This window comes from Amycolatopsis sp. NPDC114505 (assembly GCF_055633615.1).
In genome coordinates this window covers 1-24,109 of sequence record NZ_JBVKDV010000006.1, presented here as the reverse complement: position 1 = coordinate 24,109, position 24,109 = coordinate 1, and the positions used below count along the sequence as shown (strand labels likewise).

Annotated in this window: 21 protein-coding genes and 1 rRNA gene; 6 read left to right on the top strand and 16 right to left on the bottom strand. The window is 71.3% G+C overall.

The genetic code is table 11. From position 1 onward, the window contains the following. Positions 1–14: 14 nt before the first annotated feature. The 4 genes from ACZ7OU_RS46575 to ACZ7OU_RS46560 form a co-directional block, all read right to left on the bottom strand. Positions 15–644 carry an NUDIX domain-containing protein gene (locus ACZ7OU_RS46575; RefSeq protein ID WP_470260191.1) on the bottom strand — a complete coding sequence of 210 codons (630 nt, stop codon included), beginning with the start codon at positions 642–644 and terminating at the stop codon, positions 15–17. Next, complete coding sequence (locus tag ACZ7OU_RS46570; protein WP_470243628.1) at positions 641–2,341, bottom strand: CTP synthase; 1,701 nt, start codon at positions 2,339–2,341, stop codon at positions 641–643. The genes ACZ7OU_RS46575 and ACZ7OU_RS46570 overlap by 4 nt, the downstream gene beginning before the upstream one ends. Positions 2,342–2,431: 90 nt before the next feature. Beyond that, positions 2,432–3,586 carry an acyltransferase gene (locus ACZ7OU_RS46565; RefSeq protein ID WP_470260190.1) on the bottom strand — a complete coding sequence of 385 codons (1,155 nt, stop codon included), beginning with the start codon at positions 3,584–3,586 and terminating at the stop codon, positions 2,432–2,434. 216 nt (positions 3,587–3,802) lie between these two features. Beyond that, positions 3,803–5,134, bottom strand: coding sequence for an aminotransferase-like domain-containing protein (locus ACZ7OU_RS46560; protein ID WP_470260189.1), 1,332 nt, complete (start codon positions 5,132–5,134; stop codon positions 3,803–3,805). Positions 5,135–5,196: 62 nt separating this feature from the next. Here ACZ7OU_RS46560 and ACZ7OU_RS46555 point away from each other — a divergent pair, with 62 nt between their 5' ends. Beyond that, positions 5,197–5,811 carry a DJ-1/PfpI family protein gene (locus ACZ7OU_RS46555; RefSeq protein WP_470260188.1) on the top strand — a complete coding sequence of 205 codons (615 nt, stop codon included), beginning with the start codon at positions 5,197–5,199 and terminating at the stop codon, positions 5,809–5,811. Here the strand turns inward: ACZ7OU_RS46555 and ACZ7OU_RS46550 are convergent. Then, positions 5,781–6,470: a GntR family transcriptional regulator gene (locus ACZ7OU_RS46550; protein WP_470260187.1), complete on the bottom strand. Its 690-nt coding sequence runs from the start codon at positions 6,468–6,470 to the stop codon at positions 5,781–5,783. The two genes, ACZ7OU_RS46555 and ACZ7OU_RS46550, sit on opposite strands and share 31 nt — an antisense overlap. 138 nt (positions 6,471–6,608) lie before the next feature. Here ACZ7OU_RS46550 and ACZ7OU_RS46545 point away from each other — a divergent pair, with 138 nt between their 5' ends. The 4 genes from ACZ7OU_RS46545 to ACZ7OU_RS46530 all read left to right on the top strand — a co-directional run bounded on the left by ACZ7OU_RS46545 (position 6,609) and on the right by ACZ7OU_RS46530 (position 11,973). Continuing rightward, entirely contained in the window at positions 6,609–8,030 is a 1,422-nt protein-coding gene (locus ACZ7OU_RS46545) for an NCS1 family nucleobase:cation symporter-1 (protein WP_470260186.1), read from the top strand. Beyond that, the gene (locus ACZ7OU_RS46540; RefSeq protein ID WP_372665596.1) at positions 8,027–8,734 is read left to right on the top strand and encodes an aspartate/glutamate racemase family protein; all 708 of its coding nucleotides are present in this window, start codon (positions 8,027–8,029) and stop codon (positions 8,732–8,734) included. The genes ACZ7OU_RS46545 and ACZ7OU_RS46540 overlap by 4 nt, the downstream gene beginning before the upstream one ends. 91 nt (positions 8,735–8,825) lie before the next feature. After that, complete coding sequence (locus ACZ7OU_RS46535; RefSeq protein WP_470260185.1) at positions 8,826–10,088, top strand: alginate lyase family protein; 1,263 nt, start codon at positions 8,826–8,828, stop codon at positions 10,086–10,088. A 205-nt stretch (positions 10,089–10,293) separates the two neighbouring features. Continuing rightward, the gene (locus ACZ7OU_RS46530) at positions 10,294–11,973 is read left to right on the top strand and encodes a glycosyl hydrolase family 18 protein (RefSeq protein WP_470260184.1); all 1,680 of its coding nucleotides are present in this window, start codon (positions 10,294–10,296) and stop codon (positions 11,971–11,973) included. 3 nt (positions 11,974–11,976) lie between these two features. On the opposite strand, the gene ACZ7OU_RS46525 is transcribed toward ACZ7OU_RS46530, so the two are convergent. The 4 genes from ACZ7OU_RS46525 to ACZ7OU_RS46510 form a co-directional block, all read right to left on the bottom strand. After that, positions 11,977–12,927 carry a copper transporter gene (locus tag ACZ7OU_RS46525; protein WP_470260183.1) on the bottom strand — a complete coding sequence of 317 codons (951 nt, stop codon included), beginning with the start codon at positions 12,925–12,927 and terminating at the stop codon, positions 11,977–11,979. After that, entirely contained in the window at positions 12,924–14,108 is a 1,185-nt protein-coding gene (gene steA / locus ACZ7OU_RS46520; RefSeq protein ID WP_470243637.1) for a putative cytokinetic ring protein SteA, read from the bottom strand. Before steA ends, ACZ7OU_RS46525 begins: the two co-directional genes overlap by 4 nt. 88 nt (positions 14,109–14,196) lie before the next feature. Beyond that, positions 14,197–15,372, bottom strand: a complete 1,176-nt coding sequence (locus ACZ7OU_RS46515; protein ID WP_470243638.1) for a DUF1266 domain-containing protein — start codon at positions 15,370–15,372, stop codon at positions 14,197–14,199. Next, positions 15,369–16,355 (bottom strand): zinc-binding alcohol dehydrogenase family protein, encoded by a 987-nt coding sequence (locus ACZ7OU_RS46510; RefSeq protein WP_470260182.1) that lies wholly within the window; start codon positions 16,353–16,355, stop codon positions 15,369–15,371. Before ACZ7OU_RS46510 ends, ACZ7OU_RS46515 begins: the two co-directional genes overlap by 4 nt. Positions 16,356–16,421: 66 nt before the next feature. On the opposite strand from ACZ7OU_RS46510, the gene ACZ7OU_RS46505 reads away from it, so the two are divergent. Next, positions 16,422–16,862 (top strand): MarR family winged helix-turn-helix transcriptional regulator, encoded by a 441-nt coding sequence (locus ACZ7OU_RS46505; RefSeq protein WP_470260181.1) that lies wholly within the window; start codon positions 16,422–16,424, stop codon positions 16,860–16,862. A gap of 4 nt (positions 16,863–16,866) precedes the next feature. Here ACZ7OU_RS46505 and recN read toward each other — a convergent pair whose 3' ends face one another. The 7 genes from recN to rrf form a co-directional block, all read right to left on the bottom strand. Further along, the gene (gene recN, locus ACZ7OU_RS46500) at positions 16,867–18,654 is read right to left on the bottom strand and encodes a DNA repair protein RecN (protein ID WP_470243641.1); all 1,788 of its coding nucleotides are present in this window, start codon (positions 18,652–18,654) and stop codon (positions 16,867–16,869) included. A gap of 90 nt (positions 18,655–18,744) precedes the next feature. Continuing rightward, entirely contained in the window at positions 18,745–19,671 is a 927-nt protein-coding gene (locus ACZ7OU_RS46495) for an NAD kinase (RefSeq protein ID WP_470260180.1), read from the bottom strand. Further along, a complete protein-coding gene (locus ACZ7OU_RS46490; protein ID WP_470260179.1) occupies positions 19,668–20,495 on the bottom strand; it encodes a TlyA family RNA methyltransferase in 828 nt (275 codons plus the stop codon). Before ACZ7OU_RS46490 ends, ACZ7OU_RS46495 begins: the two co-directional genes overlap by 4 nt. Before the next feature lie 5 nt (positions 20,496–20,500). Continuing rightward, positions 20,501–20,698 (bottom strand): hypothetical protein, encoded by a 198-nt coding sequence (locus ACZ7OU_RS46485; protein ID WP_155546226.1) that lies wholly within the window; start codon positions 20,696–20,698, stop codon positions 20,501–20,503. A 17-nt stretch (positions 20,699–20,715) separates the two neighbouring features. After that, positions 20,716–21,681: an HAD-IIA family hydrolase gene (locus ACZ7OU_RS46480; protein WP_470260178.1), complete on the bottom strand. Its 966-nt coding sequence runs from the start codon at positions 21,679–21,681 to the stop codon at positions 20,716–20,718. Beyond that, positions 21,674–23,920 carry a tetratricopeptide repeat protein gene (locus ACZ7OU_RS46475; protein WP_470260177.1) on the bottom strand — a complete coding sequence of 749 codons (2,247 nt, stop codon included), beginning with the start codon at positions 23,918–23,920 and terminating at the stop codon, positions 21,674–21,676. The genes ACZ7OU_RS46480 and ACZ7OU_RS46475 overlap by 8 nt, the downstream gene beginning before the upstream one ends. A 97-nt stretch (positions 23,921–24,017) precedes the next feature. Further along, a 5S ribosomal RNA gene (rrf, locus tag ACZ7OU_RS46470) occupies positions 24,018–24,109 on the bottom strand; the annotation flags it as partial.

Genomic DNA, 24,109 nt, shown 5'->3' with positions numbered 1-24,109 from the left:
CGCAGCGGACCTCCTCAGGCTTCCTTGCGCTTGGCGAACGCCGTCGGGCGGTCCTCCCACGGGGCGTCCGCCGGGCGGGCCGACGCCGCGCCCGTGACCACCGCGTGCGTGGCCAGCACGCCGGACACCGTGGCGCCGTTGATCAGCTCGCCCGCCAGGGCCATCCGCACCGCCTCGGCGAGCGGGAACTTGCGGATGACCAGGTCCGCCTCCTCCTCGCCGAGCACGTCACGCTCCACATCGGACAGTCCGCGGGCCAGGAAGATCCGCACGACCTCGTCGGTGAAGCCGGGCGAGGCCGCGACGTCGACCAGCGTCACCCAGTCCGCCGCCGCCAGGCCGACCTCTTCGACGAGCTCCCGCTCGGCCGTGCCGACCGGGTCCTCGCCGAGGTGGTCGATCAGCCCCGCCGGCAGCTCCCACAGCCGGTGCCCGATCGGGTGCCGGTACTGGTGGATCAGCGTGACCTGCTGGTCTTCGTCCAGCGCGACGATCGCGACCGCGCCGAGGTGCTCGATCACCTCGCGGACCGCGGTGTCCCCACCCGGCATCACGACGTCGTCGATCCGCAGGCCGACGACGCGTCCGATGTGGACGTCCCGGCTGGACGCGACGCTGAACTCGTGCTCGCCCGGCGCGGTCACCGGGCGGCCACGGGGGCCTCGGGCAGCTCGACCGGCAGCCGCTCGGCGACCTTGCGGTCCACCACGGCCTTGACGAACGCGCTGAACAGCGGGTGCGGCCGGGTCGGGCGGCTCTTGAGCTCCGGGTGCGCCTGCGTGCCGACGAAGAACGGGTGCTTGTCCGCCGGCAGCTCCACGAACTCGACCAGGCGGTCGTCCGGCGACGTGCCGGAGAACACCAGGCCCGCGTCCGAGAGCTGCTTGCGGTAGGCGTTGTTCACCTCGTAGCGGTGCCGGTGCCGCTCGGACACCTCGGTGGTGCCGTACGCCTTCGCGACCTGCGAACCCGGCTTGAGCTTCGCCGGGTAGGCGCCCAGGCGCATGGTGCCGCCCATGTCCCGCTCCCCCGCGACGACGTCGCGCTGGTCGGCCATCGTCGAGATCACCGGGTGCTTGGTGTTCTCGTCGAACTCCGACGACCCGGCGTCGGCGATGCCGGCCAGGTGCCGGGCGCCCTCGATGACCATGCACTGCAGGCCGAGGCACAGCCCGAGCAGCGGGACACCGCGGGTGCGGGCGTACTCGATCGCGCCGACCTTGCCCTCGATGCCGCGGATGCCGAAGCCGCCCGGGATCAGCACACCGTCCACATCGGACAGCACCGACGCCGCGCCGGACGCGGTCTGCGCGTCGTCGGAGGCGACCCAGACGATCTCGACCTTGGCGCGGTGGGCGAACCCGCCCGCACGCAGGGCCTCGGTGACCGACAGGTAGGCGTCGGGCAGGTCGATGTACTTCCCGACGACCGCGATCCGCACGACCTCGCTCGGGTTGTGCACGCGGTCCAGCAGGTCGCCCCACACCGTCCAGTCGACGTCGCGGAACGGCAGCCCGAGGCGGCGGACGACGTAGGCGTCGAGCGCCTCGCGGTGCAGCACCTTCGGGATGTCGTAGATGGACCGCGCGTCCGGGCAGGCGATGACGGCCTCGTTGTCGACGTCGCACATCAAGCCGATCTTGCGCTTGAGGTCCTCCGGGATCTCCCGGTCGGCCCGGCAGACCAGCGCGTCGGGCTGGATGCCGATGTTGCGCAGCGCGGCCACCGAGTGCTGGGTCGGCTTCGTCTTGAGCTCGCCCGACGGCGCCAGGTACGGCACCAGCGAGACGTGCAGGAAGAAGCAGTGGTCGCGGCCGACGTCGTGGCGGACCTGGCGGCAGGCCTCCAGGAACGGCAGCGACTCGATGTCGCCGACCGTGCCGCCGACCTCGGTGATGACGACGTCCGGCGTCTGGCCGGCCTCGTCCGGCTGGCCGGCCGCGGTGATCCGGGACTTGATCTCGTCGGTGATGTGCGGAATGACCTGGACGGTGTCGCCGAGGTACTCGCCGCGGCGCTCCTTGGCGATCACCTCGGAGTAGACCTGGCCGGTCGTGACGTTGGCCTTGCCGTCGAGGTCGCGGTCGAGGAAGCGCTCGTAGTGCCCGATGTCGAGGTCGGTCTCCGCACCGTCGTCGGTGACGAACACCTCACCGTGCTGGAACGGGTTCATCGTCCCGGGGTCGACGTTGAGGTACGGATCGAGCTTCTGCATCGTGACGCGAAGCCCGCGCGCGGTAAGGAGTTGTCCCAGGCTGGAAGCCGTGAGTCCTTTACCCAGAGAGGAGGCGACGCCTCCGGTGACAAAAACGTACTTGGTAGCCCGTGACTGAAGTCCCACGGGCCGCCAGCATATCCGAAGACCGCGGATCCGCGCGCCGGGACATGCCGAAACTCTCTTTTGTGCGGTTGACCACCCGACAGGGTGAGGTCAGGCCTTCGCCAACCGCAGCCGCGGCCGTCCGGTCAGCGCCTGGCTGCCCGGCAGCCGCCGCAGCACCTCGACCATCACGATCGTCAGCGCGATCGTGGCGAAGTAAATGATCACGCTCAGCCAGGGCGCCCCGAAGCGCTCGGCCACGTGCGGGATCAGCGGCCCGAGGAACGCCAGCGCGAGCGGGTGGACCAGGAAGATGCTGAACGACCGGTTCGCCGCCCAGGAGACGAGCCGGGCCCCGCCACTGCCTTCGCGGCGCCGACCCGACCACCACGTGCTGAACGCGTAGATCGCCGCGATGACCGCGAGGAACCACGGGATCAGGTACGGCTGGAACGGGTCGCTGGCCACCTGCGGGAACGTTCCACTGTGGACAGTCCGGAGGTAGTACCACTCGGTGCCGGCCAGCACCGCCACGAGGGCGCCGCCGAGCAGCAGCCGGTGCCGGCCGACCCAGGCGTGCACGGCCTCGAAGTGCATGGCCACCACGGCGCCGAACAGTGTGTAGAACTGGTACGGCAGCAGCGTGGCGTACAGGTGGGTGATCGTCTCGTAGCCGACGCCGAACGGCTGGTAGGTCATGAACAGCGTCACGCCGACCTGCAGCGCGCCGCTGCCCAGCAGCAGCCACTTGTGCTTGCCCTCGGTCGCCCGCAGCAGCTTCATGATCCACGGGAACAGCAGGTACACCTGCATCGTCACGAGCAGGAAGTACAGGTGGTACCAGGCGCCGCCGGTGACGAGGTCCTTGAGCAGCAGGCGCATCGACGCCTCAAGCGAGTCCGGCTGCTGCGTGCCGGTGACCAGCGAAAACGCCCAGAAGAACATCGACCACGCCAGGTACGGCGTCGCGACCAGCGGGAGCCGCTTGCGCCAGAAGCCGGACGGCGTGATCTCGCGGCCGCGGTTCTGGAACACCAGCACGAACCCGGTGAGCGCGAAGAACGCCTCCCGCGTGAAGTGCAGCGGCGTCTCGACGGCGTTGGCGCCGACGTCCTGTGCGAAGTTCGTGGCGCCGACCACGTGGATGAGGATCACGCACGCGAAGGTGACCAACCGGAACAGGTCGATCTGGTGCAGGTACGGCGCTTTCCCACCCGGTCTCGCGATCCGGGAGGGCGCTTCGAGAGTGGCCTGGGCAGTCGTCATCGTGCCGCCGTTCCGGCACCGTCGTCGGCGTGGTTCACGTTGTCAGACTTGCCACCCATTCTGTGAATTTCCCATGAAGGCACTGGGAAGCGCCTGTTGGCAGAGACCCTTCGGGCTGTTGGATATGCCACTTCCGCTCACGGAGCGGGGACCCGTGGATCATGTTAATACGTAAGCTCTCCGGTACCGAGCGTGACCTTCGTCATCAAGCCGTGATCAGCGGAAAACATCCCGTTCGACCTCGTCGCGGACCGCCGCGAGCGCTTCGCGGAGTTCGGCGTGTCCCACCGAGCCCAGCGCCAGCCGGAGCGCCTGCGGCACCGCCGGCGTCGTCGCGAACGGCTCCGCGGTGGCGACCGCCACCCGCCGCCGGGCGAGCGCCGCCACGACGCGGTCCGGCCGGGAGTCGCGGGCGAGCGGCAGCCACCGGAAGTACGACGACGGGTGCCCGATCCACGGAAGCCCGGCCAGCACCTCCGAAGCGAGTGCCTGGCGCCCTCGCGCGTCTTCGCGCTTGCGGGCCTCCAAGCGTTCGACGGTACCGTCCTCGAGCCAGCGGCGCGCGATGGCCGCCGTCAGGGCGGGTGTGTTCCACGTCGTAGCCCGGATCGCGCTCTCGAGCGCCGGCACCGACTCGGGGGGCGCGACGGCGAACCCAACCCGCAACCCGGTCGCGACGCTCTTGGACAGTCCTGAGACGTAGACGGTGGCTTCCGGCGCGAGCGTCGCCAGCGGCGGCGGCGCGTCCTCGGCCAGGTAGGCGTACGACGCGTCTTCGATGATCGTCACGCCGTGCTGCCGGGCGACCTCGACGAGCCGCGCGCGCTGCCCGGCGGAGAGCACCCAGCCCAGCGGGTTGTGCAGGGTCGGCATCGCGTACACCGCGCGGACCCGGCGCCGGCGGCAGAGCCGGTCGAACGCGTCGAGGTCGGGGCCGTCGGCGGTCACCGGCAGCGGCGCGAGGTCGAGCCCGAGCGTGCGCGCGAGCACCCGGAAGCCCGGATAGGTGAGCGCGTCCACCGCTACGACGTCCCCGGCCCGCAGCAGCGCCATCGCCGTCACGGCCAGGCCGTGCTGCGCGCCGTCGACGATCAGCACGCGTTCGCGGCCGACGTCGAGCCCGCGCCGGCGCAGGTGGCGGGCGACGGCGGCCCGGTCCTCGGCCCGCCCGCGGTGCGGCTGGTAGCGCAGGAGCGCGTCGAGGTCGCCGGCCGTGGCGAGGTCCCGCAGCGCCTCGCGCAGCAGGCCGGCCTGCCCGGGGATCGACGGCGAGTTGAAGCTGAGGTCGACCGCGTCCGCGGCGACCGACCGCTCGTCGACGCCGTCGCCCGCGGCCTGGTCCCGGACGAACGTGCCCCGGCCCTGCTCGCAGCTGACCAGCCCCATCGCTTCGAGCTCGGCGTACACGCGGGACGCCGTCACGACGGCGATGCCCTCGTCGGCGGCCAGCCGGCGGTGGGTGGGCAGCCGCGTCCCGGCCGGCCACTGCCCGCCCCGGATCCTCGCCGCGAACGCGTCCACGACGTCCTTGTACTTCGGCACCCGCACGCCGCGATTGTAGGCAGGACAATTTGTGGACTGTCCTGGATCGGCCGTCCTAGCGTGCGGTCATGCACACCGCGATCCTGACCTTCGACGGCTACAACGAACTCGACTCGCTCATCGCCCTCGGCGTCCTGAACCGGATGCCCGGTGCGCGGGTGTCCATCGCGAGCCCCACGCCGCGGGTGACGTCGATGAACGGCGTCACGATCGACGCGACGATCGGGCTCGAGGAGGCCCGCACGGCCGACGCCGTGATCATCGGCAGCGGCGTGAAGACCCGTGAGGTCGTCGAGGACCCGGCGATCATGGGCGTGCTGCGCGGCCTCGACCCCGCCCGGCAGCTCCTGGGCGCCCAGTGCTCCGGCACGCTCGTCCTGGCGAAGCTCGGGCTGCTCGCCGACGTGCCCGCCTGCACCGACCTGACGACGAAGCCGTGGGTCCTCGCGGCCGGCGTCGAGGTGCTGAACCAGCCGTTCTTCGCCCGCGGCACGCTCGCCACCGCGGGCGGCTGCCTGGCCTCGACCTACCTCGCCACCTGGGTCCTCGCCCGGCTGCACGGCCTCGAAGCCGCCGAGCACGCGATGCACTACGTCGCGCCGGTCGGCGAGAAGGACGAGTACGTCGAGCGGGCACTGCGGAACGTGACGCCCTACCTCGAGCCGGCCGCGATCTCCGCCTGATCCGGCTCGGTGCCGAAGAGGGACTTCAGCGTCACCTCGCGGTTGACCCGCACGTGCTCGACGGCTTCGGCGTGCGCCCGGCCCGCGTCCCCCGACGCGATCGCCTCGTAGAGCCGGCGGTGCTCGTCGAGCAGTTCGGCCCAGTGCTCGTTCTGGCTCGTGAGCCAGCGGAGCCTCCCCTGCAGGGGCTGCAGCATCGTGGTGAGCAGGGCGTTGCCCGCGATGGCCACGATCTCGTCGTGGAACTGCGAGTTGAGCACGGTGATCCGGGCCGCGTCGTCGCGGGCCGTCGCGCGGGCGGCGTCGGCGAGCATCCGCTCGAGCCGCTTGAGCTCCGGCGCGCCCGCCCGCTCGGCGGCCCGCCCGGCCGCGAGCCCTTCCAGCGCCTCCCGGACGTCGAACAGCTCCTCGACGTCGACGCGGGCGAGCTGCCGGACGACGATCCGCCGGGCCGACTGCTCGACGAGGAAGCCTTCGGCCTCGAGGCTGCGGATGGCCTCGCGCACGGGCACCCTGGACACGCCGAGGTCCTCGGCCAGCTCGCGCTCGACCAGCCGGTCACCGGGGCGGAGACGGCCGGTCAAGATCCGTTCGCGCAGCTCGTCGCGCACCCGCTGGCGGGTGGCCGCGAGGGGCTGCCGCTCGCTCGCCGTCGTCACCGGTCCCCTCTCTTCAACACGCTCGTAACACGAGTTTACGGACTGGAGGGTTGACGGCGGCGGACTTGAGGGTGATATTTGGGATGCCAAATTTTGGTATCCCAAATCGCCGTCGCTGCACGTCGATCGGAGGCACGCATGACCGCCGCCCCGCTGACCGAAACCCAGCAAGAGACGAGCCCGCCGCCGGATCCCCGGCTCTGGAACGAAGACCTCGCCCCGGCGAAAGACCGCCGCTGGAAGGTCTACGACATCTTCGCATTGTGGATGTCGGACGTGCACAACCTCGGCAACTACACCTTCGCGGCCGGGCTGTTCGTCCTCGGCCTGTCGGCCTGGCAGGTGTTCACCGCCCTGCTGTTCGGCTTCGTGATCATCTACTTCGGCATGAACCTGATGGGCCGGATCGGCCAGCGCACCGGCGTCCCGTTCCCGGTCGTGGCGCGGATCAGCTTCGGCACGTTCGGCGCCAACCTGCCCGCGCTGATCCGCGCGATCATCGCGATCTTCTGGTACGGCATCCAGACCTACCTCGCGAGCGTGGCCATCACGCTGCTCGTGCTCACCATCGACCCGGGCCTGAAACCGTTGACCGAACACGGTTTCCTCGGCCTGCACGCGCTCGGCTGGATCTGCTTCATCGCGCTGTGGGCGGTCCAGGCGCTCATCCTCACCCGCGGCATGGAGTCGATCCGCAAGTTCCAGGACTGGTGCGGCCCGGCGATCTGGGTCGTGATGATCGCGCTCGCGGTGTGGATCCTCGCCGCCGGGCACTGGAACATCTCGTTCACCAGCAGCCCGAAGCAGCTGTCGACCGGCGAGCAGATCCGCCAGTGGTTCGGCGCGGCCGGGCTGATCCTGGCCACCTACGGCACGCTGATGCTGAACTTCTGCGACTTCTCCCGCAACGCCCCGGACCAGAAGACCGTGCGCCGCGGCAACTTCTGGGGCCTGCCGATCAACTCGACGGCGTTCGCGCTGCTGTCGGTGATCGTCACCGCGGGCAGCATGCAGGTGTTCGGCGAGGCGATCACCGACCCGGCCGAGCTGCTGGCCAAGGTGCACAACACGCCGGTGCTGATCATCGGCGCGCTGACGTTCGCCGTCGCCACGATGGGCGTCAACATCGTCGCGAACTTCGTCTCCCCCGCCTACGACCTGGCCAACATCTGGCCGAAGCGGATCTCGTTCACCATCGGCGGGCTGATCAGCGCGGTCGCCGCGCTGTGCGTGCTGCCGTGGAAGCTGTACTCCTCGCCGACCGTGGTCAACTATTTCCTCGGCGGGCTCGGCGCGTTCCTCGGGCCGCTGTTCGGGATCATGATCGTCGACTACTACCTGATCCGGCGCGGCAAGGTCGACGTCGCGCAGCTGTTCGTCGACGGCGGGATCTACCCGCGGGTGAACCCGCGTGCGCTGGTGACGTTCTTCCCGACCGCCGCGCTCGCCGCGGTGATCGCGTTGGTGCCGTTCTTCGCCCCGGCCGCGCCGTACTCCTGGTTCATCGGCACGGGATCGTCGGCGCTGCTGTACTTCGCGGTCTCGAGGAAGCACCGATGAGGATCGTCGTCACCAACTGCAACACCACCGAGGCGATGACGAAGGAGATCGAAGCCGGGGCCCGCGCGGCCGCGAGTCCCGGCACCGAGATCCTGGCGAGGACCCCTCGCTGGGGACCGGAATCCGCGGAGGGCTGGCTGGACAGCTTCCTGTCCGCCGCGGCGGTACTGGATCTGTTGCGGGGCCTGGAAGAACCGTTCGACGCGGTCGTGCTCGCCGGCTTCGGCGAGCACGGCCGGGAGGGCGCGCGCGAGCTCCTGGACGTCCCGGTCGTCGACATCACCGAGGCGGCCGCGCACCTGGCCTGCCTGCTCGGCCGCCGCTACGGCGTGGTGACCACATTGGACCGGACGTGCGGGCTGATCGAGGACAGTCTCCACGCGGCCGGCGTCGCGCAGAACTGCGTCACGGTCACCGGTGCCGGGCTCGGCGTGCTGGAGCTGACGGACGAGCGTCGCACGGAGTCGGCGTTGCTCACCGCGGGCCGTCGCGCGCGGGACGCCGGCGCGGAGGTCCTGGTGCTCGGCTGCGCCGGGATGACCGGACTCGACCGGAAGATCGCGACGATGCTGGACATCCCGGTCATCGACGGCGTCGCGGCGGCGGTCCGGCTCGCCGAGTCGCTGGTGGCGCTGGGGTTGAAGACCAGCCGCGCGGGGTCGTACGCGCGGCCACTGGACAAGAGACGCACCTGGCCCGATTGACACCGGCCGCGTCGCCCGGTCAGAATCCCTGCAGCCGTACCGCCGCCCGGTGACGACGTGGGGATTTTGCCGTCCCCGGAAGGCGGTCGACGTGCGAAAAGTCCTAGGCGCGCTCGCGGTTTCCGCGAGCATGATCCTGGTCCCGGTCAGCGGGACGGCGGTGGCCGCGTCGCCACCGCACACCGTCGTCACCGACGGGGCGAAGCTGGCCGGGATCAAGCAGGCACTGCGCGGCGGGCACGCGTCCAAGGCCCAGCGGGACGCGCTGAAAGCCGTGCTGGCCAAGGCGAACACGGCGCTGACCGCCGGGCCGTGGTCGGTCATGGACAAGCCGGCCGCGCCGCCGAGCGGTGACAAGCACGACTACATGAGCCAGGCGCCCTACTGGTGGGCGAGCGAGAAGACCCCCGAGAACCCGCAGGGCTGCCCGTACGTCAACCGGGACGGCCAGCGCAACCCGGAGGCCGACGCGATCACCGACCACACCTACCGGATGGTGGCCTGGGACGCGATGTACTACCTCTCGCTCGCCTGGTACTACACCGGCGACGCGAAGTACGCGAAACGCGCGGCACTGGACATCCGGACGTGGTTCCTCGACCCGGCCACCAAGATGAACCCGAACATGACCTACTCGCAGATCATCCCGTGCAAGACCACGATCAGCGGCACCGGGATCATCGACTCGACCCAGTCGTTCAGCCAGGTGCTCGACGTGTTCGCCCTCCTCGACACCGGCGCGCCGGGCTGGACCGGCAAGGACCGCTCGGGCATCAAGGCGTGGCTGACGCAGTACCTGAACTGGATGGAGACCAGCCCGCAGGCGAAGCTGGAACTGGCCGCCACCAACAACCACGGCACCTTCCTCGACATGCAGAACGCGACGATCGCGGCGTACCTGGGCCAGCGGGACGCGGCGCGGAAGATCGTGCTAGACGCGGAGCAGAAGCGGTTCCCGGTGCAGTTCGCCGCCGACGGCAGCCAGCCGCTCGAACTGTCGCGGACGATGTCATGGCACTACGTCAACTTCAACCTCACCGCGTGGGGCCGGATGGCGGAGGTCGGGAAGAACCTCGGCATCGACGTCTGGAAGTACAAGGCGCCGAACGGCGTCACGCTGCGGAAGGTCGTGGACCAGCTGATCCCGGGTGCGCTGCAGGGCGCGGCGGGCTGGCCGCACCAGCAGATCGGCGTGTTCGACCAGTCGATCGCGGCGGACATCTTCCACGCTGCGGCCGAAGAAGCGCACGACTCCGACGCGGCGGCGGCGTTGAAGAAGATGCCGCTGCCGGCCGGCGGTGACACGTGGCCGGTGCGCGTGTCGTGCTTCCCGCTCGACCCGCCGCTCAAATAACCCTACGAACGCCGGGAAATCCGGACACCACGTCCCATAGCGCACACTGTCCATGATTGGTCTAGTCCAAAGTATTGACTCTCGGTGTCTCCGCGCGCACATTCATGACCGGGGCCGGACCCGCTCGTGAAGCAGCCATCGCGTACGCCCTCTCCCGCGCCGTCGCGGCCGGGAGAGGGCCGTCCGCCTGCGCGAGGAGACGCCCATGCAGCGAAGATTCGCCCTGGTCGCCGCAGCCGCGGCCGCCGTCGTGGTCGGCGCGCTGACCGTCGCCGGCCCGGCGACCCAGAACGCGGCCGCCGCGACCTCCGGCGGGGTCCGGATCGCCTACTTCGACCAGTGGTCCATCTACCAGAACGCCTACTACCTCAAGAACGTCGACGCCATCGCCGGCAACCTCGACTACCTGCTCTACGACTTCGAGAACATCGACCCGAACAACCTCACCTGCTTCGAAGCCACGAAGGCGACGACCCCGGACCCGGGCGGCGAAACCGACCCGAACGCCGGCGACGGCGGCGGGGACCAGTTCGCCGACTACCAGAAGTCGTTCGGCTCCGACATCAGCGTCGACGGCACCGCCGACGTCTGGAACCAGCCGGTCGCCGGCAACTTCCACCAGCTGCAGGAGCTCAAGGCGCGGCACCCGAACCTCAAGGTGCTGCTGTCGATCGGCGGCTGGACGTACTCGAAGTACTTCTCCGACGCCGCCGCGACCGACGCGTCGCGCAAGAAGCTCGTCAGCTCGTGCCTCGACATGTTCATCAAGGGGAACATCCCGGCGTCCGGCGGTTACGGCGGCCCGGGCACCGCGGCGGGGATCTTCGACGGCATCGACATCGACTGGGAGTACCCGGCTTCGCCCACCGGCCACGTCGGGAACCACTACAGCGCCAACGACACGGCGAACTACACCGCGCTGATGGCGGAGTTCCGCGGTGAGCTGGACGCGTTGGGCGGCAAGCACTACGCGCTGTCGGCCGCGCTGCCCGGCGGCCAGGACAAGATCGCGAAGCTCCAGACCGACCGGATCGGGCAGTACCTGGACTTCGGCAACGCGATGACCTACGACATGCACGGCGCGTGGGACGCGACCGGGCCGACGAACTTCCAGGACCCGCTGTACTCGTCGCCGAACGACCCGTCCGGCACGATCCCCCCGGGCACCGAGAAGTACACGATCGACTCGGTGGTCAAGGACTACCTGCACGGCAACAGCGCGTACGGCATCGCGGGCGGTTTCCCGGCGGCCAAGCTGACGCTGGGCATCCCGTTCTACTACCGCGGCTGGACCGGCGTGCCGGCCGGGTCGAACCACGGGCTGTACCAGTCCGCTTCGGGTCCGTCGCCCGGGCACGCCTTGAGCGGCAACGTCCCCGGCGTCGCGATGTACAAGGAACTGTCCGGCATCGTCGACAACCCGTCGGACACGTACTGGGACCCGGTCACGCAGTCGGCGTGGTTCTACGACGGGCAGACCTTCTACGGCGGCTCGTCGGCGCAGTCCATCAAGGCCCGCACGGACTACATCCACTGCACGGGCCTCGGCGGCGCGATGATGTTCTCGCTCTACGACCTGGACCCGGGTTCGACGTTGTTCCACGCGGTGGTCAACGGCTTGGCGGCCTCGACGCCGAACTGCTCGGCACCGCCGACCACGACCCCGCCGACCACCACTCCGACGACCCCGACCACACCCACGACCCCGACGACGCCCACCACCCCCACGACGCCGCCTTCGATCCCCGCGTGGGCACCGAACACGGCGTACGCGACGGGCGCGAAGGTGACCTACAACGGCATCACGTACACGTGCCGCCAGGGCCACACTTCACTGGTGGGCTGGGAACCGCCCAACGTCCCGGCGTTGTGGCTCGCGAGCTGACCGTCAGTTCCCCGCGGGGTTGCTGACTCCCGGTGCGGGGGCCTGGGCGTTGCCGACGATGCCGTAACGTCCGGTGCCCCCGTCGAGCTGTTCCTTCAAGGCCATGATCGTGCTGATCCGGCCCGCGGAAGAATCGACGTTGTCCACAGTGGACAGGATCGACGTCGCCGACGTGTCCGCGCGGACGACGCCCAGCGCACCGGTGCCTTCCGCGGATCCGGCGTCACCGGCCAGGACCGCGCCCGCGCCCGTGCGGTCGAGCTGCGTGGCGAACCGGGCGATCGTCGCCGCGCGGTCACCCGCGCTGTCACCGGTCGCCTGGGCGCCGGTCAGCACGATCGCCAGCTGCGCCGGGTTGACCGCCTGGCCCGCCTTGACGAACCCGCCGTCGGTGAGCCCGCCGATCGCGGCCGCCAGCTCCTCGCCCGAGGACTGCGGCTTCGCGGTGGTCTTGTCCAGCAGCAGCACCGATCCGAGCAGCGCGCCGGCGAGCGTGCCGGTGTCGCCCGCGGTCGGGAACTTCGAGCCGGCCGGCTGCAGGCGCGTGACGACGTCGCGGAGCTGGTCAGCCTTCTCCGGGTCGGCGAACGCGGCCGTCAGCTGCACCTCACCGGTCACCGAAGCGCCGGACTGGCCGATCAGCTGCTTCAGCGCGTCCCGGTCGGCCGGGCGCGCGTCCTCGGTGGTCACGAGCACCACCGACCGCTTGTCCAGTGCCCCGGCGACGACCTTCGGCCCCATCGAGCCGGCGAACGCGTCCGCGTCGGCCAGCCGGGCGTTGAGCGCGTTGCGCTGCGCCTCGAGGTCGGAGACCTGGCTGCCGAGGTCCTTCTTCTCCCCCGCCAGGCCGGACAGCAGCGTGCCGTTCAGCGCGGTCGAGCCGAGGACGACCCCGACGGCCAGCGCCAGGAAGCAGGCGGCGATGGAAACGACGTGGTAGCGCAGCGAAATCACGTGAACAATCCCTTGACCCAGGCAGCGAGCGAATTCCAGGTGTGCCGGAGCCAGTCCAGGTAGACCGAGCCCACATCGGACACCAGCAGGGCCGCGGCGACCACCACGACCGCGGCGAGCACGAGCAGCACGACCGCGCCGATCGACACCCGGCTGCGGTGCAGCGTCGCCACCGCCTTCCCGTCGACGAGCTTCGTGCCGAGCTTCAGCCGGGTCAGGAACGTCGACGGGTTCGAGCCGGACCGGCCGTGGTCGAGGAACTCGCGCAGGGTGGCCTGGAAGCCGACCGTGACGACCAGGCTCGCGCCGTGCGCGTCGGCCAGCAGCAGCGCGAGGTCCTCGGCGTTGCCCGACGCGGGGAAGGTCACCGCGCCGATGCCGAGGTCCTGGATCCGCTCGACGCCGGGGGCGTGCCCGTCCGGCGCGGCGGGCACGACGACCTCGGCGCCACCGCGCAGCGTGGTGGTGCCGATGCCGGTGGGGTCGCCGACGATGACGTCCGGCGTGTAGCCCTGCACGCGCAGGGTGTCGGCGCCCGCGTCGACGCCGATCAGCACCGGCCGGTGCTCGGCGACGTACTTCTTCAGCTTCTTGAGGTCTTCGGCGTGCCCGTTGCCGCCGGCGACGACCAGCACGTGCCGGTCGCGGATCACGACTTTCAGCTCCGGCACGCCGACGCCGTCGAGGATCAGCGTGCGCTCGCGGCGCAGGAACTCGATGGTGTTGGCGGAGAACGCCTCCAGCTGCGTCGACATCCCGGCCTTGGCCTCGATCATCTGGTCCGCGACGCTGTCGGCGGTCTGCTCGATGCCGGAGGCGACCTGGCGCTCGCCGATGTACACGACGCCGTCGTGCAGCCGCAGCTTCGTGCCGTCCTTGATCGTGCGCAGCAGCTCGCCGCCGACCGAGTCGAGCAGCGGGACGCCGGCCGCGACGAGGATTTCGGGCCCCATGTTCGGGAACCGGCCGGAGATCGACGGCGACGCGTTGACCACGCCGGCGACGTCGGCCTCGACCAGGGCGTCGGCCGTCGCGCGGTCGAGGTCCAGCTGGTCCAGCACGACGATGTCGCCGGGACTGATCCGGCGCAGGAGCTCCCGGGTGCGGCGGTCGACCCGGGCGACCCCGGTGATCCCCGGCAGGGGTTCTTGGTTCCGCGTGAGCAAGCCGGTGAGCTTCATGTGGCCGATGGTGACAAATTTGCTCGTGGGACGACGTACGCCACGCCGTAGCCGGGGTGACTCGTTGTGGTGAGGTCCCCCGCACGGGTCAGGCCTCCGACTCCTCCGAAAGCGGCCCGAAATCGAGGTTCACCCAGGGGCTGGCCGGGTCCTGAAGGAGCTGGTGGTGGACCCGCACGGCCGCCGGGTACCACTCGCCGAACTCGTCGTCCTCGGCGTGCAGCAGCCGGCCCATGACGTACCCGGCCGACAGGTCGGCCCATGACTGGTGGTAGCGGCGCGCGAGCGAGCCGGCCTCGAGCACCATCAGCTCCGCTGTCAGCGCGTCGCAGTAACCGGCCGCGAGACCCCACCGGGCGATGTTGACCGCGCGGCCGACGTCCCACGACAGCGCCGTCGTGACGAACCCGTCCGCGTCGACCAGGCCGTCGGCCCGCAGGCGCTGCTCGCAGCGCGACACCCGGCGGACGGTGTCCCGCAGCTCCTCGGCCTGGTCCGCGGCGTCGTTCTCCGCGCACCACCGGTCCACCAGCTCCACCCACGTCAGCGGGTCGAACTCCCCGTTGCGCAGGCCGTACTCGGCGGCGAACCGCAGGCGCAGCATGAGCACGAGGTTGCCGGGGGTCAGCGCGTAGCCGTCCCCGATCAGGTCGGCCATCGTCGCGCGCCAGCCGGGCGGGTCGGGCACGCCCCACCAGTCCCGCAGGCCCCGCACCTCGGCGACGTAGTCGTGGCGGCGCGCGTCGAGCACGTTCCACGGCGCCGCGTTGAGCACGGCCAGGTGCGCACCGCAGGCCAGCGCGTGCGCGATCGGTCCTTCGAGGTGCCCGTACGGCGCGGTGATCAGCCGCTCGACCTGCTCCTCCAGCGGCGTGACGTCGTCCTTGTGCGCGTCGAGCCACGGCTGCAGGGTCGCGCCCGGCAGCCGCCACTCGCCGCGGGTGCCGCGGTTGAACACGACCCGCTCGTGCCGCCCGACGCCGTCGACCGCCCAGTCCAGCGCGCCGCTCATGGCGACGACGTCCGGGCCGAGGTCGGGCAGCGCGCCGCGGGTGAAGACCTGCAGGAACTCGTCGCCGCCCGTCTCGAAGTAGACGTTGGGGAAGGTCTCCGCCCGCTCGTCGAGGATGCTGCGGGCGTCCCCCCGCCGGATCGGGACGAAGAGCTCTTCCCCGGCCAGCAGGCCGAGGTAGCGGTCGAGGTCGTTGTCCCGGCGGGCGGCGGCCAGCTGGGCTTCGACATCGGCGGGCGGCGGCAGGATCACGGGGCGGCTCCCTCCGCTCGGCCGGTCAGCACGACGAGCTTGCCCGCCGTCCGGTTGTGCTCCAAGTCGTCGTGCGCCTGCCGGATCTCCGTCATCGCGTACACCTTCGCCGGACCGAGACTCGCTTCGCCGTCGGCGATCCGATCGAGGTGGCGCTGGAGGACGGAGGCGGGCAGGTCGTCCGCCTCACCACCATAAGCGGTCAACCGCACCCCGGCGGGAAGGTAGCCGATCGGATAGAAATCCGAGATCGTCCAGCGGTTGGAGAGCATGCCGGTGAAGCAGACGGTGCCGTGCACGCGGGTGGCCTTCAGGGTGTCCGGCAGGGTCGGCGTCCCGACGAGTTCGAGCGCCGTGTCGACGCCTCCGGGCACGATCTTCCGGACCTGTGTCGCGACGTCACCGTCGTCGAGGAGCGGGTGGTCGACACCGTGGTCGCGCAGGATGTCGAGCCGGTCCGCCTGCCGGGTCGTCGCGAAGACCGTGGCACCGAGGTCTTTCGCCAGTGCCGCGGTGGCGAACCCGAGGGCGGACGTGCCGCCGCGGATCAGCAGGGTCTGCCCCGCCTGGAGGTCGAGGCCGGTGGTGAGCGAGCCGTACGCGGTCTGGAGGGTCTCCGGGACCTGGCCGAGGACCTCCCACGGCAGATCGCTTTCGAAGGGGATGACCTGGCTCCTCGGCACGACGGTGTACTCGGCGTAGCCGCCGTCGAAAGTGCGGCCCATCCCGCCCATCATGGTCGCGACCCGCTGCCCAGGCTCGAAGCCCTCGCCCGCGTCCACGATCCCGACGGCCTCGATCCCGGGTACCCGCGGGAACGTGACGCCTTCGGCGAGCCCGAGCCGGGTGTGCAGCTCGGACCGGTTGAGCCCGAACGCCTTCACGGCGATCCGGACCCAGCCGGGTTTCACCTCCGGCAGCGGGAGCTCTTTCAGTTCGAGGTTTTCGACCGGACCGGGTTCCCGGAGTACCACCGCGCGCATCCTGGGTCCTTTCTTCGCATGCGAACAGTCCGCACAACAACTGTCCGCGCGAGTAGTATTCCCGGGATGAGCCTGTCCCGAGAGCACGGCGCGGCCTGGCGGGGTTTCCTGCGTTCGTCCGCGCTGCTGCTGCGCGTGCTCGACGCCGAACTGCGGGCGGAGCACAGGATGTCGCACCGCACGTACGACGCGCTGGTGCAGCTCTCGGAAGCCCCGGACCGGCGGCTGCGCATGAAGGACCTTGCCGACGCGCTCGTGCACAGCGCGAGCGGGCTGACCCGGGTCGTGGACGGCCTCGAGTCCGCGGGGTACGCGCGCCGCGAGCCGGACCCCGGCAACCGCCGGTCCACGCTGGTGGTGCTGACCCCGGCCGGGTTCGCCGCGCTGGAAGCCGCCTGGCCCACGCACGTCCGAGGGGTGGAGCGGCACTTCGCCGACCACGTCGACCGGGACCAGGCCCGTGTGCTGGCGGAGGTGTTCCGCGGCATCACGGCCGACCTGGACTGACGCGCTACTTCTTCTTCGCCGCCGCCTTCTTCCGCTTCGGCTCGGGCTCGGCCTTGGCCTTCTCCGCCGTGGCCAGCAGCTCCTCGGCGTGCGCGCGGCCCGTCTCCGTGTCGTCCATGCCGGCGAGCATCCGCGCCAGCTCGTTGACCCGCTCGGCCTGGCTCAGGTTCTTGACCCCGCTGCGCGTCACCCCGCCACTGTGGCCCTTGTCGACCACCAGGTGCTGGTCCGCGAACGCCGCGACCTGCGGCAGGTGCGTGACCACCAGGACCTGGTGGGTCCGCGCCAGCCTCGCCAGCCGGCGGCCGATCTCGACCGCCGCGCGGCCGCCGACACCCGCGTCGACCTCGTCGAACACCAGGGTCTGCACCGTGTCCGCGTGTGCCAGGACCACTTCGATCGCCAGCATCACCCGCGACAGCTCACCGCCTGAAGCGGCCTTGTGCACCGGCAGTGGCGGCGCGCCGTCGTGGGCCCGCAGCAGCAGCTCGACGTCGTCGATGCCGTCCGCGCCCGCGTGCACCGCGCGGCCGTCGATGGTCAATGCGTGCGTGTCGCCGTGCTCGGCCGGCCGCTGCTCGACCGTCACCTCGATCGCGGCCTGGCCCATCGCCAGCCCGGACAGCTCCCGCGTGATCTCCCCGGCCAGCTCGGCCGCGGCCTTTTCGCGGGCCGCCGACACCTCGACGGCGTGCGCTGCCAGCTGCACCGCGAGCTGGTCGCGTCGCAGCGCCAGCTCGGCGAGCGCCTCCTCCGAGGTGTCCATGGAGCCCAGGCGGCGCCGGGCGTCGTCGGCCCACGAGAGCACCCCGTCGACGTCCGCCGCGTACTTGCGGGTCAGCCGCTTGAGGTCGCCTTGGCGCGCCAGCACCTTCTCCAGCAGCGCCGGGTCGGCGTCGAGCGTCTCGACGTAGGAGCCCAGCTCGGCCCCGACGTCGGTCAGCAGCACCGACGCCTCTTCGAGCCGCGGTGCCAGCTCGCGCAGCACGCCGTCTTCGGACGTCGAGAGCCGCCGGAGCGCTTCGGAGACCAGCGCCATCGCGCTCGGGACGTCCGGGTCGCCGTCCAGCGAGCCCGACAGCGCGACGTGGGCCTCGGTCGCGGCCGCGCGCAGCTCGTCGGCCGCCGCGAGCCGCTTGATCTGGGTGGTGAGCTCGACGTCCTCGCCCGGCTCCGGCGCGACGGCGTCGATTTCGGTGAGCCCGTGCTTCAGCAGGTCGGCCTGCTGGGCCATCTCCCGCGAGCGCGTCGACCGCTCGGTCAGCTCGGCGATCACCGCCAGCCACTCGGACCGGACCTCGCGGTACGCGCTCAGCGGCTTCCCCACCGCGTCACCGGCGAACCGGTCGATCACGTCCCGCTGTTCGCTCGGGCGCAGCAGCCGCAGCTGGTCGTTCTGCCCGTGCACCGCGATCAGCTGCTCGGACAGCTCCGCGAGCACGCCGACCGGCACCGACCGGCCGCCCAGGTGCGCGCGCGAGCGCCCGTCGACCGCGACGGCCCGCAGCGCGATGACGCTGCCGTCCTCGTCGACGTCGGCACCCGATTCGGTGACGATGCGTTCGGCGCCTTCGACGCCGGAGTAGGTGAACCGTCCTTCCACGAACGCCTTGAGCATCCCCGTCCGGACCTTGGACACCTCGGCTCGGCCCCCGGACAGCAGGTGCAGTCCGGTGACGACCATGGTCTTTCCCGCACCCGTCTCACCGGTGACGACGGTGAAGCCCGCGTGCAGTTCCAGCAGGGCGTCCTCGATGACTCCGAGGCCCTGGATGCGCATCTCGGCCAGCACGCCGCCTACCGTAGCGGCCCCCACCGACACTCTGCGCGCGCGGGACCCCGGCGAGTCGCCGATATGTTCGAATGGATCGCCGAGCGGTCCTTACTCGCAGGGACGCGCGTGCCGCTCGCGCCAGCTCTTCACCGGCAGCGAGAACTTCTGCACCAGCCGATCGGTGAACGGGCCGTCCCACAGCCGGACCAGCCGGACGGGGGTCTTGCCGCACGTCACGCGCACGCGGGCGCCCGGCGGCAGGTCGATGGACCGGCCGCCGTCGCAGGTCAGGACGGCGGACGAGCCGTCGGGGTCGATCCCGACGGTGATCACCGAGTTCCGCGAGACGACCAGCGGCCGCGCGAACATCGCGTGCGCGTTGCTCGGCACCACCAGCAGCGCCTGGACGTCCGGCCAGATGATCGGGCCGCCCGCCGAGAACGCGTACGCGGTCGAACCGGTCGGTGTGGCGCACAGCACACCGTCGCAGCCGAAGGCGGACACCGGCCGCCCGTCGACCTCGATGAGCGCGTCCAGGACCCGCTCGCGCGTGCTCTTCTCGACGCTGGCCTCGTTGAGCGCCCAGGTGCGGGCGAGCTCGGCACCGTCGTGGGTGACCGTGACGTCGATGGTCATCCGCTCTTCGACCTGGTAGTCGCCGTCGACGACGCGCTGCACGGTGTCGGCCAGCGCGTCCGAGTCGGCCTCGGCGAGGAAGCCGACGCGCCCGAGGTTCACGCCGAGCACCGGCACCCCGGCCGGGCGGGCCAGCTCGGCCGCGCGCAGCAGCGTGCCGTCACCACCCAGGACGAACACCAGCTCGACGCCGTCGGCCGGGTTGTCGTCCGGGTCGACGACCGTGCAGGTCGACCCGACGCCGTGGCGGTCCGGGTTGATGAGCGCGCAGACGTCTTCCTCGATCACCCGGATCCGGATGCCGGCCTTGGCGAAGCGCCCCGAAACCTCGCGCGCGGCCTCGCCGGTCGCTTCGCGATCGGGGTGCACCATGAGGAGAACTTCACGTTCGGTGGTCATGCGGGCCCTTCCTCGACGGCGGTTCGGACGAGCCGCTCGGCCTCAGACCTGTCTACCGCGTCCACAGTGGACTCGGCCACGTGTTCTTTCCTGAGCCACACGAAGTACTCGACGTTCCCGGACGGCCCGGGCAGCGGGCTGGCGGTGACGCCCCGCAGCGCGAGCCCGAGCTTCGCGGCCTCGTCGATGACGGTGAGCACCGATTCGGCGCGCAGCTCCGGGTCGCGGACGACGCCGCCGCTGCCGAGCCGGTCCTTGCCCACCTCGAACTGCGGTTTCACCATCGGCACCAGGTCGGCGCCGTCGCGCGCGCAGGCGGCGAGCGCGGGCAGCACGAGCTTGAGCGAGATGAACGAGAGGTCCCCGACGACGAGGTCGACTTGGCCGCCGAGGTCGTCGGGCGAGAGGTTGCGAACATTGGTGCGGTCCATGACCACTACACGTTCGTCGGTGCGGATCCGCCAGTCGAGCAGGCCACGACCCACATCGGCGGCGATCACGGTCGCCGCGCCTTCGCGGAGGAGGACGTCGGTGAAGCCGCCGGTGGACGCGCCGGCGTCGAGACAGTGTTTGCCCTCGACGCTCAGGCCGTCGAACGCTTCCAGCGCGCCGAGCAGCTTGTGCGCACCGCGGGAGGCCCAGCCGGGGTCGTCTTCGTCCTTCACGACGATGGGCGCGTCGGTCTCGACGCCGGTGGCGGGCTTGCTCGCCACCATGCCGCGCACGGTGACCTTGCCGCCGGTGATCAGGGCCGAAGCCTGCTCGCGCGACCGGGCGAGGCCGCGCCGAACCAGTTCCGCGTCGAGGCGCGCCCGCTTGGGCACCGTGGTCAGACCTTGTCGATGCTGGAGAGGGCGACCGTCAGCTCGGTGTGCACGGCGTCGAAGCGCTCGACGTGCTCCGCGAGCGGCAACGCGTCGAGGTCGTCCAGGCCGGCGACGGCTTCGTCGATGCCGGCCCGCGGGTCGGTCTGCTGCGAGAACGTCCCGGGCGGCGGGCCCGGGACGGGGTACGGGTGGTCCTGCACGTCACGAACGGTATCAGTCAGGCGAACTTCGCCTGGGCACGCTTGCCGAGTTCGGTGACGCCGGTCTCCCACGCCGTGTGGCAGAGCGCGCGGAGCAGGTCCAGGTCGTCGCCGTCGCCTTCCGCGTCCAGCACGCCGTTCTCCGCGGTGACGGACCAGCCCGGGCGCGGACCGATCTTGAGGTCCTCGGCCTTGTCTTCGAGCGCCGTGAGGTCCTTCGCCAGGTAGGTGGCGCGCTCGGCCGGGTTGGCCTCGATCAGCTGCTTCGGCGTCGCGACACCCGACAGCACGACGAGCGAGTCGATGCCCGCGGCGACCGCGCCGGCGATGTCGGTGTCCAGCCGGTCGCCGACGACGAGTGGATGCTCCGCACCGGCGGACTTCGCCGCGGTCTCGAACAGCAGCGGCTGCGGCTTCCCGGCGACGAGCGGCTCGACGTCGGTGGCGGTGCGCAGCGCGGCGACCATCGACCCGTTGCCGGGCAGCAGGCCGCGCTCGCTGGGCAGGGTGGCGTCGACGTTGCAGGCCACCCAGAGCGCGCCCGCGCGGATGGCCAGGCAGGCTTCGGCCAGCGCGGCCCAGGTGTTGTCGGGCGAGTGGCCCTGGACGACCGCCTGGACGCTCTTGGCGTTCTCCCGCACCGGTTTCAGGCCGGCGCCGGCGACCTCGGCCGCCAGCGACTCGGTGCCGATGACGAGGACCTCGGCGCCGGCTGCCAGGCGTTCCTTCAGCAGCTGCACCCCGGCTTGGGCGCTGGTGTGCACCTCACCGGCGTCGGCGGGCATGCCGAGGCCGGTGAGGTGGTCGACGACCTCGCCCGGGGCCTTGGACGCGTTGTTGGTGACGAACCGGACGGGCGTGCCGTGCTCGCGCGCGGCCCGGACCGTCTCCGGAGCGCCCGGGATCACCCGGGCGCCGTGGTAGACGGTGCCGTCGAGGTCGAACAGGACCGCGTCGTAGGCCGCGAGCAGGGCGTCACTCATCCGATTCTTCGGTGTCCTTCGGCTCGGTGTTCTCAGCGCTGTCGGTGTTCTCGTTCTTGTCGGCGTCGGCGTTCTCGTTGGCCAGGTCCGCGGCGCGCTCGGAGGCGTCGGTCTCGTCCTCCGCGTCGGCCTCGGCCGCGTTGAGGAACCAGCGGACGGCCTCCTCCTTGCGCCCGGCGGCCGCGAGGTTGTCGGCGTAGGCGTAGAAGAGCCGTGCGCTCCACGGGTCGCGCTTCTCGGCCTTGAGGTCGCCGCCCTGCAGCGAGACGACGGCGGCGTCGAGCTGCCCGAGGTCCCGCCGCGCCCCGGCCGAGACGATGGCGAGCTCGACCTGGACGGCCTTGTCGAGCTTCGCGACGTCGGCTTCCTTCGCGAGGTCGAGGGCGCGCTCGGGCCGGCCCAGCGCGCGCTCGGCGTCGGCGATGATGGCGATGTGGTCGTCGCTGCGGGTCATCCGCCGGACGGCACGCAGTTCGGAAAGGGCTTCCGACCAGTTGCCGGCGTGGTAGGCGACCAGCCCGAGCGCTTCCCGCACGATCGGCACGCGCGAGGCCTTGGCCTTGGCGTACTTGGCGTGCGCGAGGGCGGCCTCGGGATCGCTGTCCATCAGCCCACCGGCGGCGACGAGGTGCTTCCCGACGGTCTCGGCGAGCCCCTTCGGCAGGGTCCTCAGCTCACGGCGGGCGTCCTCGTCGAGGTCGGAGAACTCGATGTCCTCGGGCAGGTCCGGCGCCTCGAGGAGCTCCCGGGCGAGGGCCGCGTCGTCCAGCGGGGTCCCGACCCTGGGCCGCGGTTCCCGGCGGGCCCCGGGACGGTCGTCGCCACGCTTGTCCGAGCCACGGAAGCCGCCCCCGGTCCGCGGACCGCGGTCGTCGTCCCGGCGCTGGTAGCCCCCGCGGTCTTCACTGCGCGGGCCGGCGGGACGGCGGTCGTTGTCCTTGTCCCGGGCGCTGTTGTCGCGGGCGCTGTTGTCCCGGGCACTGTTGTCCCGGGCGCTGTCGCGGCGCTGGTAGCCGCCGCGGTCACCACGGTCGGCGCGGTCACCACGGTCGCCGCGAGAGTCGTCCCGGCGGTCGTCGGAGCGGAAGCCGCCGGTGCGGGCACCACGGTCGTCGTCACGACGGTCGCTGCTCCGGCCGCGGTCGCCCGAGCCGTACCCGCCGGTCTTGGCGCCACGGTCGTCGTCACGGCGCTGGTAGCTGCCCCGCGAGTCGTCGCGACGGTCGCTGCCGCCGCGGTTGCGATCGTCCGAGCGGAAGCCGCTGGGCTTGCCACCACGGTTGTCGTCGCGCCGCTGGTAGCTGCCGCGGGAATCGCTGCCACTCCGGGGGCGATCGTCGGAGCGGAAACCACCACGATTGTCGCTGCTGCCGCGGCCACGGTCGTCCGAACGGAAGCCGCCGGACTTGCCACCGCGGTCGTCGGAGCGGAAGCCGCCAGGACGGCTGCCACGGTCGTCATCGCGCCGCTGGTAGCTGCCCCGCGAGTCGTCGCGACGATCGCTGCCACCACGGTTGCGGTCATCCGAGCGGAAACCACCAGGCTTGCCGCCACGGTTGTCGTCGCGGCGCTGGTAGCTGCCGCGGGAATCGTCGCGACGGTCGCTGCCACCGCGGTTGCGGTCGTCCGAGCGGAAACCACCCGAACGGGTCCCGCGGTCGTCGTCGCGGCGCGAGGAGCCACCGCGGTCTTCCCATCGGGGCTTGCGGTCGCCGTACGACGCCTTGCCCTGGGGCCGGCTGCCGCCGGGACGCCCACCCCGGTCGTCGGAGCCGCGGCCCGAGCGCTCGTTCCGGTCGCCGCCGCGGTCGTCGGACCGGCCGGCCGAACGGCTGCCACCGCGGTCGTCGAAGCGGCCGCCGCCCGAGCGGGCCGGGCCGCCGGAGAACTTGCCGCCACCGCCGGGCCGACCGGCCCGGTCACCGGAGTCGCGGTAGCCGCCGCGACGGTCGTCACGGTCGCCGGTGCGGCCGCTGTCACGGCTCTGACCTGCGTATCCTCCGCGCTGGTCGCGGTCGCGCGGACCGTCGCCGCCGCGGAAGGGCTTGCCGCCGCCACGGACGCCGTGGTCGTCCCGGCGCGGCCGGCCCTGGTGCGTGTTGTCGCGGCCGCCGCGGTCCTGCCGCGCACCGCGCCGGTCTCCCCCGGATGCGTCCGATCGGCCCCGGGAGCCTTCGTCCCGGCGTGCCGACCGGCCGGACCCATCATCGCTTGAGTCTCGTCGACCGAACTCGGACACCTGGCCTCCTGCCGTGGGAAAAATCTTGTTCTGGACATACGCGTACGGCCCGCTAGGGCAGCCAACTGGCTATCCTAACGGGCCGTACGTAAGGTAAGTTCGGCGGTGTCCTACTCTCCCACAACCCTTCGGTTGCAGTACCATCGGCGCTATCAGGCTTAGCTTCCGGGTTCGGAATGGGACCGGGCG

Excerpts from the sequence above, each read along its gene's own strand:
- ACZ7OU_RS46565 (WP_470260190.1), bottom strand. The coding sequence starts at position 3,586 with ATGACGACTGCCCAGGCCACTCTCGAAGCGCCCTCCCGGATCGCGAGA.
- ACZ7OU_RS46555 (WP_470260188.1), top strand. The coding sequence starts at position 5,197 with ATGCACACCGCGATCCTGACCTTCGACGGCTACAACGAACTCGACTCG.
- ACZ7OU_RS46545 (WP_470260186.1), top strand. The coding sequence starts at position 6,609 with ATGACCGCCGCCCCGCTGACCGAAACCCAGCAAGAGACGAGCCCGCCG.
- ACZ7OU_RS46540 (WP_372665596.1), top strand. The coding sequence starts at position 8,027 with ATGAGGATCGTCGTCACCAACTGCAACACCACCGAGGCGATGACGAAG.
- ACZ7OU_RS46530 (WP_470260184.1), top strand. The coding sequence starts at position 10,294 with ATGCAGCGAAGATTCGCCCTGGTCGCCGCAGCCGCGGCCGCCGTCGTG.
- steA (WP_470243637.1), bottom strand. The coding sequence starts at position 14,108 with ATGAAGCTCACCGGCTTGCTCACGCGGAACCAAGAACCCCTGCCGGGG.
- ACZ7OU_RS46510 (WP_470260182.1), bottom strand. The coding sequence starts at position 16,355 with ATGCGCGCGGTGGTACTCCGGGAACCCGGTCCGGTCGAAAACCTCGAA.
- ACZ7OU_RS46505 (WP_470260181.1), top strand. The coding sequence starts at position 16,422 with ATGAGCCTGTCCCGAGAGCACGGCGCGGCCTGGCGGGGTTTCCTGCGT.
- ACZ7OU_RS46495 (WP_470260180.1), bottom strand. The coding sequence starts at position 19,671 with ATGACCACCGAACGTGAAGTTCTCCTCATGGTGCACCCCGATCGCGAA.
- ACZ7OU_RS46480 (WP_470260178.1), bottom strand. The coding sequence starts at position 21,681 with ATGAGTGACGCCCTGCTCGCGGCCTACGACGCGGTCCTGTTCGACCTC.